The sequence below is a fragment of the Streptomyces sp. NPDC007162 genome, assembly GCF_040634175.1.
Classification (GTDB): domain Bacteria; phylum Actinomycetota; class Actinomycetes; order Streptomycetales; family Streptomycetaceae; genus Streptomyces.
Window position 1 is genome coordinate 1 of record NZ_JBEYFC010000309.1, and the last position, 10,824, is coordinate 10,824.

Genomic DNA, 10,824 nt, shown 5'->3' on the forward strand with positions numbered 1-10,824 from the left:
GGTGAAGCTCTTGAGGCGGTTGGCGGCGAACCACTCGGGGCTCCCGTCGCCGAAGTCCGGGGTGTCGGCGCCGCGCGGCAGGCCGCTGGTGTGGATGGCGGAACTGATGCGCGAGGAGCACGCCTACCTGGAATCGTTGCGGGTGCTGCCGGAGGCGGACAGCTGGCTGCTGGTGCAGTTCACCGGGGACAGCCAGGAGGAGGTCGACGCGCAGGCGCACGCACTGCTGAAGTCGATCGGCCGGTCGGAGAAGGATTCCTCGGTGGCCTTCTCCGACGACCCGCAGCGCGAGCAGAAGATGCTGAAGGCGCGGGAAGCCGGGCTCGGGGTGACCGCGCGGCCGCCGGACGACCGGGAGACCTGGGAGGGCTGGGAGGACTCGGCGGTGCCGCCCGAGCGGCTCGGCGACTACCTGCGGGACCTGAAGAAGCTGTTCGAGGAGTTCGACTACGACCACCCGTCGCTGTACGGGCACTTCGGGCAGGGGTGTGTGCACACCCGGATCCCGTTCGGGCTGAAGACCGCCGAGGGTGTCGCGCACTTCCGGCGCTTCCTGGAACGGGCCGCCGACCTGGTGGCCTCCTACGACGGTTCGCTGTCGGGCGAGCACGGCGACGGACAGTCCCGGGGCGAGCTGCTGACCCGGATGTTCGGGGAGCGGCTGGTCGGTGCCTTCGGCGAGCTCAAGGCGCTGTTCGACCCGGGCAACCGGATGAACCCCGGCAAGGTCGTCGACCCGAATCCGGTGGACGGCCAGCTGCGGCTCGGGGCCACCTGGCGGCCGGACACCCACGGTACCCACTTCGGGTATCCGGAGGACGACCACTCCTTCACCCGGGCGGTGCTGCGCTGCGTCGGCATCGGCAACTGCCGGAGCCTGAAGGGCGACGTGATGTGCCCGTCGTACCGGGCCACCCGCGAGGAGGAGCACTCCACGCGCGGGCGGTCGCGGCTGCTGTTCGAGATGCTCGACGGGCACCCCGACTCGGCGGTCAAGGACGGCTGGCGGTCGACGGAGGTCCGGGACGCCCTGGATCTCTGTCTGGCCTGCAAGGGCTGCAAGTCGGACTGTCCGACCGGCGTCGACATGGCCACGTACAAGGCGGAGTTCCTCGCCCACCACTACGCGGGGCGTCCCCGCCCGGCCGCCCACTACTCGATGGGCTGGCTGCCCCTGTGGGCGCAACTGGCGGAACACGCGCCCAGGTTGGCGAACAACGCGTTGCACGCGCCACTGCTCGGCCAGGCCGGCAAGGCCCTCGCCGGGGTGGCCGGGCAGCGGCAGCCCCCGGTCTTCGCCGAGCGGTCCTTCGTGCAGTGGTGGCGCGCCCTCGGCACCGAGCAGCCGGATCCGGCCGATCCGGCGACCGTGGTGCTGTGGCCGGACACCTTCAGCAACCACTTCCACCCCTCGGTCGCGATGTCGGCGGTACGGGTCCTGGAGGACGCCGGATTCCGGGTGGCCGTGCCCGAGGCACCCGTGTGCTGCGGTCTGACCTGGATCTCGACCGGTCAACTGGCCGTGGCCAAGAAGGTGTTGCGCCGCTCACTGCGGGTGCTGGCGCCCTACCTGGAGGCGGGCACCCCCGTCATCGGCCTGGAGCCCTCCTGCACGGCCGTGTTCCGCTCCGACGCCCCCGAGCTGCTGCCCGACGACCAGGACGTGCAGCGGCTCGCCGGGCGGACCCGCACCTTCGCCGAGCAGCTCGTCCACCACGCGCCCGACGGCTGGCAGCCGCCGTCCCTGACCCGGCAGGCGACCGTGCAGACCCACTGCCACCAGCACGCGATCATGAAGTTCGACGCCGACCGGGAACTGATGCGCCGTGCCCATCTGGACGCGGACGTCCTCGACGAGGGCTGCTGCGGCCTGGCCGGCAACTTCGGCTTCGAGCGCGGGCATCACGACGTCTCCATGGCCGTCGGCGAGTTGGGAGTGCTGCCCGCGGTGCGCGGGGCCGCTCCCGACAGTCTGGTGCTGGCCGACGGGTTCAGCTGCCGCACCCAGATCGAGCAGGGCGGCACCGGACGCCGGGCCCTGCACCTGGCCGAGGCCCTGGCCCTCGCCCTCGACGGCCCCGTGCCCAGTGACCACCCCGAGCGGCTGGCCCGCAGGCCCGCCGAACCCTCCGGCACGGCCCGGTGGGCGACCACAGCCGCCGCCGGAACCCTCGCGGCCGCGGCCGCGTTCGGCGCCGTACGCCGGCTGCGCCGCCCCTGACACACGCAGACGCACGCACGTCCACTTCAGGAAAGGTTGTCGAACATGTCGACGAAGGTCTCCGACTACATCCTCCAGCGGCTGCGGGAGTGGGACGTGGAGAACGTCTTCGCCTACCCCGGCGACGGCATCAACGGTCTGCTCGCGGCCTGGGGACGCGCGGAGAACAAGCCCCGGTTCATCCAGTCCCGGCACGAGGAGATGTCCGCCTTCGAGGCCTGCGGCTACGCCAAGTTCTCCGGCAGGGTCGGCGTCTGCGCCGCCACCTCGGGACCCGGCGCCGTCCACCTCCTCAACGGCCTGTACGACGCGAAGCTCGACCACGTCCCGGTGGTGGCGATCGTCGGGCAGACCAACCGCAGCGCCATGGGCGGCTCCTACCAGCAGGAGATCGACCTGCTCAGCCTGTACAAGGACGTCGCCTCGGACTTCTGCGAGATGGTCACCGTCCCCGAGCAGCTCCCGAACGTCCTGGACCGGGCCATGCGCACGGCCATGGCGCGCCGCTCGGTGACCGCCCTGATCATCCCGGCCGACGTGCAGGAACTCGACTACTCGCCGCCCGAGCACGCCTTCAAGATGGTGCCGTCCAGCCTCGGCATGTCGCACTACGCGCCGGTGCCGGACGACGGCGACCTCCAGCGGGCCGCCGACGTGCTCAACTCCGGCGGCAAGACGGCCATCCTGATCGGACAGGGCGCGCGCGGCGCCCGCACGGAGGTCAAGGAGGTCGCGGACCGGCTCGGCGCGGGGGTCGCGAAGGCGCTGCTGGGCAAGGACGCCCTCGACGACGACCTGCCCTACGTCACCGGCGCCATCGGGCTGCTCGGCACCCGGCCGTCGTACGAGATGATGCGCGACTGCGACACCCTGCTCGTCATCGGTTCGTCCTTCCCCTACACGCAGTTCCTGCCGGCCTTCGGGAACGCGCGGGCGGTGCAGATCGACATCGATCCGCACATGGTCGGGATGCGCTACCCCTTCGAGGTCAACCTCGTCGGCGACGCCGCCCGCACGCTGCGCAGGCTGCTGCCGCTGCTGGACCAGATGGAGGACCGGTCCTGGCGGGAGACGATCGAGAGCAACGTGAAGGACTGGTGGGAGGTGATGGACCGGCGGGCCGCCGTCTCGGCCGACCCGGTCAACCCCGAGTACGTCGCCCATGCCCTCAGCGAGCTGCTCCCGGACGACGTCATCCTCTCCTCCGACTCCGGTTCGGCCGCCAACTGGTACGCCAGGCACCTGAAGCTGGGCGGGGCGATGCGGGGTTCGCTGTCGGGGACGCTGGCGACGATGGGGCCGGGCGTGCCGTACGCCATCGGCGCCAAGTTCGCCCACGGCAACCGGCCGGCGATCGCCCTGGTCGGTGACGGGGCGATGCAGATGAACGGCATGGCCGAGCTGATCACCATCGCCAAGTACTGGCAGGACTGGGAGGATCCGCGGCTGATCGTCGCCGTCTTCAACAACCGGGACCTGAACCAGGTGACCTGGGAGATGCGGGCCATGGAGGGCGCCCCGCAGTTCCTGCCCTCGCAGTCCATCCCGGACGTCGGGTACGCCGACTTCGCCCGCTCCCTGGGCCTGACCGGCATGCGGATCGACGAGCCGGGCGGGGTGCAGGGCGCCTGGGAGGCCGCGCTCGCCGCCGACCGGCCGTGTGTGCTGGACTTCGTGACCGACCCGGCCGTACCGCCGATCCCGCCGCACGCCACCCTCGACCAGATCGAGGCGGCGGCCGCCGCCGTCCTCAAGGGCGACAGCGACCGGGTCGCGATGGTCCGCCAGGGCTTCAAGGCCAAGGTGCAGGAGTTCCTGCCGCACCGGCACGAAGCGGGCCGGCGGTGAGCGACCTGCCGGCCGTCGAGCGGGTGGACACCGCCGTCTACACCGTTCCGACGGACGCCCCCGAGGCGGACGGGACCGCCGCCTGGGACAGCACCACGCTCGTCCTGGTCACCGTCCGCTGCGGGGACGTCACGGGGCTCGGGTACACCTACGCCCCGGCGGCGGCCGCGCGGGTCGTCGACGACCTGCTCGCCGGAGTGGTCACCGGCCTGCCGGCCCTCGACGTGCCGCGCGCCAACGAGGCAATGCAGCGTGCCGTGCGCAACGCCGGGCTGCCGGGGATCGCCGCCGAGGCGATCTCCGCCGTCGACATCGCCCTGTGGGACGCCAAGGCCCGGCTGCTCGGGCTCCCGCTGGTGGAACTGCTGGGCGCCGCCCGTGACGACGTGCCGGTGTACGGCAGCGGGGGCTTCACCACGTACGACGCCGAGCGGCAGGACCGGCAGCTGCGGGGCTGGGTGGACGAGGAGGGCATCCCCCGGGTCAAGATCAAGATCGGAGAGTCCTGGGGCAGCCGCGAGGCACGCGACCTGGCGCGGGTGGGCCGGGCCCGCGAGAGCATCGGCGACGCGGCCGAGCTGTACGTGGACGCCAACGGCGGCTACGGCGTGAAGCAGGCGGTGCGGGTGGCGGCGGCGCTGGACGGGGAGGGCGTGACCTGGTTCGAGGAGCCGGTCTCCTCCGACCGTCTCGACGCGCTCGCCGCGGTCCGCGGCCGGGTCTTGGCCGACGTGACGGCCGGGGAGTACGGCTACACGCTGCCGTACTTCCGGCACATGCTCGACGCCGGGGCCGTCGACTGCCTCCAGGCGGACGTCACCCGCTGCGGCGGGATCACCGTCTGGCTGCGGGTGGCGGCGCTGGCGCTGGCCCATGGCCTGGAGATCTCGGGGCACTGCGCGCCCGCCGCCCACGCGCACGCGGCGGCCTCGGTGCCGAACCTGCGGCACCTGGAGTGGTTCCACGACCACGTCCGCATCGAGCGGCTGCTCTTCGACGGCGCTCCCGGTCCACGGGGCGGCGCCCTGGTCCCGGGCCGGGACGGATCCCCCGGCCTGGGCCTCACGCTCGACGCCGAACGGGCCCGCCCGTACCGCGTCGGCTGACGGAGCGGAGCGCGCGAAGACTCACGAAAGCTCTCACGAACCGAAGGAATGGGACATGTCGCAAGTCGTCGTCATCACCGGAGCCAGCGCCGGTATCGGCCGGGCCACGGCCCGGCTCTTCGCCGAGCGCGGTGCCCGCATCGCGCTCGTGGCCCGGGGCGAGGCCGGGCTGGAGGCGACCGCCGAGGAGGTCACCGAACGCGGCGGCCACCCGCTGATCCAGCAGGCCGACACCGCGGACCCCGCCCAGCTGGAGGCCGTCGCCGACGCCACCGAACGGCTCCTCGGGCCCATCGACGTGTGGATCAACTGCGCCTTCACCAGCGTGTTCGCGCCCTTCACCGAGATCACCCCGCAGGAGTACCGGCGGGTGACCGAGGTGACGTACCTCGGTTTCGTCAACGGCACCCGGACCGCCCTCGGCCGGATGCTTCCACGGGACCGGGGGACGATCGTGCAGGTCGGCTCGGCGCTCGGTGAGCGGGCGATCCCGCTCCAGTCGGCCTACTGCGCCGCCAAGCACGCCATCAACGGCTTCACCTCGTCGGTCCGCGTGGAACTGCTGCACCAGGGCAGCAACGTGAACATCACGGTCGCCCAGATGCCCGCCGTCAACACCCCGCAGTTCTCCTGGGTGCGCACCCGCCTCCCCCGCCATGCGCAGCCCGTGCCGCCGATCTACCAGCCGGAGGTGGCCGCCCGCGGCGTCCTGTACGCCGCCGACCACCCGAAGCGCAAGCAGCGCTACATCGGGGCCACGACCGCGGCGACCATCTGGGCCAACCGGCTCGCCCCGGCCCTGCTCGACCGCTACCTGGCACGGACCGGCTTCGGCTCCCAGCAGACGGGCGCACCGGCACCGGCCGGTTCCGGCAACCTCTACGCGCCGGCCGACGCCGAGCCGGGCACCGATCACGGCGCGCACGGCGAGTTCGACGAGCAGTCCCACCCGCGCTCCGTGCAGGCCGCGCTGGCCCGGCACCCCGCGGCGACGGCCGTGACCACGACGGCGCTGACCGTGGCGGCGGTGGGCGGCATCCGACGGCTGCTGGGCGACGGGAGCGCGTAGCGGCGGGCCCGGTGTTGCGGTGCGGTTTCCGGCGGGTTCCGGACGGGCGTGGGTGACGCAACGATGGTCAAGACTTGACCCCGAGCGCTTGTGACGTGCTGCGGCGCGGCGGATCATTGGCCGAATCGCGCCCCTCCTCCAAGCACGCTGGAGCCCCCGGTGACCGCTGGCCCTCTCGCTCCCGACCCGGTCGACTCCACGACCGCGGCCCAGGCGGAACGGCGGAAGCTGCGCAAGCACTTCGGCCGCTTCGACATCCTGTTCTTCCTGCTGTGCACGATCGTCGGCGTGGACACCATCGGCGCCGTGGCCGCCCGCGGTGCCGAGGCGTTCACCTGGCTGATCGTGCTGGCCGTGGTCTTCTTCGTGCCGTCGGCGCTGCTGATCGCCGAGCTCGGGGCCGCCTTCGCCGAGGAGGGCGGCCCCTACATCTGGACCAGCCGGGCCTTCGGACGCCTCGCCGGGGCCGTCAACAACTTCCTGTACTGGATCACCAACCCGGTGTGGCTGGGCGGCACCCTCGCCGTCTCCGCCGTCACGGCGTACACCACCTTCTTCAACGGCGGGAAGGACCTGAGCACCCCGGCCTTCTACGCCTTCACGCTCGTCTTCGTCTGGGTGGGCGTGCTCGCCGCGATCCTCTCCTTCGACATCGGCAAGTGGATCCCGACCATCGGCGCCTGGAGCCGGTTCCTGCTGCTCGGCCTGTTCACGGTGACGGTCGTGGTGTACGGCGTACAGCACGGTTTGCACGGCTTCGGGGTGAGCGATTTCTCGCCGAGCTATGCGGGCTTCGTCGCCCTGGTGCCGGTGCTGATGTTCAACTACGTCGGTTTCGAGCTGCCCAACACGGCGGGCGACGAGATGACGGACCCGCAGAAGGACGTGCCCTACGGAATCTTCCGCAGCGCCGTCCTCTCGGTGCTGCTGTACGCGCTGCCGATCCTCGGCATCCTGCTCGTCCTGCCGGTCAAGGCGATCACCGGCCTCGGCGGGTTCGTCGACGCGCTGCGCCAGGTCTTCACGGTGTACGGCGGGCACGTCGCCGCCGACGGCACCGCCACGCTCAGCGGGGCGGGCTCCGTGCTCGGCGACCTGGCCGCGATCATGTTCATCCTCACCGTGCTGTCCTCCGGCGTCACCTGGATCATGGGTTCCGACCGCGCCCTGGCCGTCTCCGGCTACGACGGCGCGGCCCCCCGCTTCCTCGGCGTCATCTCCAGCCGGTTCGGCACCCCGGTGCGGGTCAACGTCCTCAGCGGTCTCGTCTCCACCGCGGTCCTGGTCCTGGCCCACGAGCTGACCAACGGCAGCGCGGCCAAGCTCTTCGGCGCGGTGCTCGGGCTCGCGGTGTCCACCACCCTCGTCAGCTACCTGGGCATCTTCCCGGCGCTGCCGGTGCTGCGCCGCAAGTACCCGGACACGCCCCGCCCGTACCGCAGCCCGCTCCCCCGGCTCATCAGCACGGTCCTCACCCTGCTCATCCTGTTCGCGAGCGTACAACTGGTCGCGCCCGGGCTCGGCGACCACTGGTTCGGCGCCGGCTACGCACCGGACGGCTGGAGCTACGCCGAGCGCTGGAAGTACCTGCTGACGGAGCTGGTCCCGCTGGTCGGGTTCATGCTGCTCGGAGTGGTGTTCTGGGCGTCGGGGAGGCCCACCCGGCAGACGGCGGAAGGCCACTGAGCCGGGGCGTTTCCCGGCGCCGGGTCGGGGCGCCACAGGAAGATCATTGCGCGTACGCTCGTGCACATGGTCCAGCATCGAATGATCGACGTGAACGGGATCCGGCTGCACATCGCCGAGCAGGGTTCCGGTCCGCTGGTCGTGCTCCTGCACGGCTTCCCCGAGTCCTGGCACTCCTGGCAGCACCAGTTCGGTCCGCTGGCCGCGGCCGGGTTCCGGGTGGTCGCCCCCGACCAGCGCGGGTACGGCGGCAGCGACCACCCCGAGGACGTCGAGGCGTACAGCATCCTCCATCTGGTCGGCGACGTCGTCGGGCTGATCCGGGAACTGGGCGAGGAGCGGGCGTTCGTCGTCGGGCACGACTGGGGCGCGCCGGTGGCCTGGCACACCGCGCTGCTGCGGCCGGACCTGGTGCGCGGGGTGGCCGGGCTGAGCGTGCCGCCGCCGTTCCGGGGTGAGCGGCCGCCGCTGAAGGCCATGGACGAGAGGTTCGGCGGCCGCTTCTACTGGAACTACTTCGACCGTCCCGGGGTCGCGGACGCCGAGTTCGGCCGCGACCCGCGCACCACGCTGCGGAAGTTCTTCACCATGGGGGCCGGTGACGCCCACGGCGATGGGATCCGGCAGCCGCTCGTCGACCCCGAGCGCGGCTGGCTCGCGGACCTGCCCGACCCCGAGACGCTGCCCGGCTGGTTCACCGAGGCCGATCTGGACGCGCTCACCGAGAGCTTCTCGCGGGGCTTCACCGGCGCCCTGAACTGGTACCGCAACCTCGATCGCAACTGGGAACTCACCGCCCCCTGGCAGGGCGCCGTCGTCACCCCGCCCGCGCTGTACGTCTACGGTGACCGTGACATCGTCCCGGCGTTTCCGGGCACGCCCGAACTCATCGCCCGCCTGCCGGAGTTGATGCCGAACCTGGTGCGCGAGCCGCTGAAGCTGGCGGGCTGCGGGCACTGGACCCAGCAGGAGCGCCCGGACGAGGTGAACGCGGCGCTCCTGGAGTTCCTGACGTCCCTTTCCCGAGCTGACGGTTGACGGCCGGCCGCCGGGTGGTCCGCGGCGCGCTCTACGATCGTCCGGTGAGCACGTGGAACAAGACCCTGACCGCGGCAGGCATCACCGACCCGGGACTGCGCCGGGACTACGGCGCCCAGCGGCGGACGGTGCGGCGGTACCGGCGCAGCGCCTACCTGGCCTGCCGGGTGCTGCTGCCGGCCGCCGTACTGCCCCACGTGATCGCCGCGACGGCCGTGATGCACCACGGGGACGTCCTCCTGGACTCCGGCCCGAAACCGGGGCGGGCGGCGGCCTGGGCCGCCTGGGAGGAGCGGGTGCGCGCCGCGCTGGAGACCGGGACCAGTGACGATCCGCTGATCCGCACCCTGCTGCACACCGTCTCCGCGTTCCCACGGCACCGGGCGGCCGTGGAGACGTATCTGACCACCGCGGCCGCCGAGTTGGGGTTCGACGGCTTCGCGACGGAGGCCGACTACCAGGCCTACGTGGACGCCTATTCGCTCCCCGCCTTCCTGCCGATCGCCGGTCTGCTGGGACCCGAGAGCGACGCCGACGGACGCTACCGGGCCGGGTGCCGCACGCTCATCGACGGAAGTCAGCGGCTGGACTTCGTCAACGACCTGGCCGAGGACCTGCGGGAGGGGCATCCGGGGATCCCGGGGGAGACGCTGAAGCGGTTCTCGGTCACGGTGGCGGACCTGGCGGCCGGCCGGGCCTCCGCCGGGCTGCGTTCCCTCGTGGAGCAGGAGGTCGACAGGGCCCGCGCGGATCTCCGGTCGGGCCGGGAGGTGCTGGCACTGATGCCGGCACCCCACCGGCCGATGGTGCGGGCCCTCATCGAGATCGAGCTGATGACGGCGGAGGCCGTACTGGCCCGCGGTACCGGGGTGCTGCGCGGTTCCGCGTCGCCGTCCACGGCGGGCACGCTCAGGCTGCTGCTCGATGCCCGCCGCGAGGCGGTGCGCGCTCAGCGGTAGCGGGGCGCACGCTCAGCGGTAGCAGGTGGTGATGCCCGGCCGCCAGCGGCAGGCGATGGCCGCGAAACCGCCGTTCGCCACCACGTCGACGCTCAACTCCTGTCCGTCGCGCAGCACTTGACGGTCCTGCACGAGCCCGTCGGCGCCGTCGCGGATCGTCTGCACCAGCCAGCGGCCGGGGCCGAGCGTCAGCGGCACGGCAGCCGTGCGGGCGGCGCCCGCGTACACCCCGCCCAGGAACCAGCGGTCCCCGCTGCGTCGGGTGAGCACGGCCTCCTGCCCGGGGCTGCCGGCCAGCAGCCGGGTGTCGTCCCAGGCCGCGGGCTCCTGGTCCAGGAAGTCCCGTGCGAGGGGGCGCTGGTCGTACGACTCGGGGGTGCCCGCGAACATCTGGAGCCCGGACTCGTAGGCGACGGTGAGCCCGAGCTCGGCGGCGTCGGAGTCCGGTCGCTGGCCGACCCGCTGGAACCCGCCGGGGGTGAAGTCCATGGAGCCGATCACGTTGCGGGTGAAGGGCAGGGTGGTGAGGTGGACGGCGGTGTTGGTGCGCTTCTCCTCACCGCCGACCGCCTCCATGGTCATCACCTGGGGCCAGGTGCGCTGGATGCCCTTGGGGAGGGTGGCGCCGTGGAAGTCGACCATCAGGTGGTGGGCGGCGGTCTCCGCGAGGATCGTGTCGTACCACTGGAACATGGACTGCGCCTCGGAGTTCATGAAGTCGATCTTGACGCCCTTGACGCCCCAGCGTTGCAGCGTAGGCAGCCACTGGGCGCGTTCCTCGGGGGTGTCGAGGTCGCGCTGGTGGATCCAGACGATGATCCCGACGCCCTTGGCACGCGCGTAGTCGACGAGTTGGGGCATCCAGCTGTCGGTTGCCCAGTCGGGGTCGGTGACGTC

The 10,824-nt window shown here is 72.1% G+C and carries 8 protein-coding genes; 7 read left to right on the forward strand and 1 reads right to left on the reverse strand.

Features of this window, described 5'->3' with window-relative positions:
* The 7 genes from ABZ646_RS29665 to ABZ646_RS29695 form a co-directional block, all read left to right on the forward strand.
* The coding region (locus ABZ646_RS29665) for an FAD-linked oxidase C-terminal domain-containing protein (protein ID WP_360525363.1) at positions 1-2,221 on the forward strand (2,221 nt) is incomplete at its 5' end.
* A 45-nt stretch (positions 2,222-2,266) separates the two neighbouring features.
* Positions 2,267-4,069, forward strand: a complete 1,803-nt coding sequence (locus ABZ646_RS29670) for a thiamine pyrophosphate-requiring protein (protein ID WP_360525366.1) — start codon at positions 2,267-2,269, stop codon at positions 4,067-4,069.
* Complete coding sequence (locus tag ABZ646_RS29675; protein ID WP_360525369.1) at positions 4,066-5,175, forward strand: enolase C-terminal domain-like protein; 1,110 nt, start codon at positions 4,066-4,068, stop codon at positions 5,173-5,175. Before ABZ646_RS29670 ends, ABZ646_RS29675 begins: the two co-directional genes overlap by 4 nt.
* 55 nt (positions 5,176-5,230) lie before the next feature.
* A complete protein-coding gene (locus ABZ646_RS29680; RefSeq protein WP_360525372.1) occupies positions 5,231-6,244 on the forward strand; it encodes an SDR family oxidoreductase in 1,014 nt (337 codons plus the stop codon).
* A gap of 159 nt (positions 6,245-6,403) precedes the next feature.
* On the forward strand, positions 6,404-7,930 hold the full coding sequence (locus ABZ646_RS29685) for an APC family permease (RefSeq protein ID WP_360525375.1): 1,527 nt from the start codon (positions 6,404-6,406) through the stop codon (positions 7,928-7,930).
* Positions 7,931-7,996: 66 nt separating this feature from the next.
* On the forward strand, positions 7,997-8,968 hold the full coding sequence (locus tag ABZ646_RS29690; RefSeq protein WP_360525378.1) for an alpha/beta hydrolase: 972 nt from the start codon (positions 7,997-7,999) through the stop codon (positions 8,966-8,968).
* A gap of 44 nt (positions 8,969-9,012) precedes the next feature.
* Positions 9,013-9,927: a squalene/phytoene synthase family protein gene (locus ABZ646_RS29695; protein ID WP_360525381.1), complete on the forward strand. Its 915-nt coding sequence runs from the start codon at positions 9,013-9,015 to the stop codon at positions 9,925-9,927.
* A gap of 12 nt (positions 9,928-9,939) precedes the next feature.
* On the opposite strand, the gene ABZ646_RS29700 is transcribed toward ABZ646_RS29695, so the two are convergent.
* On the reverse strand, positions 9,940-10,824 hold an 885-nt coding region (locus ABZ646_RS29700), incomplete at its 5' end, for a glycoside hydrolase family 97 catalytic domain-containing protein (protein ID WP_360525385.1).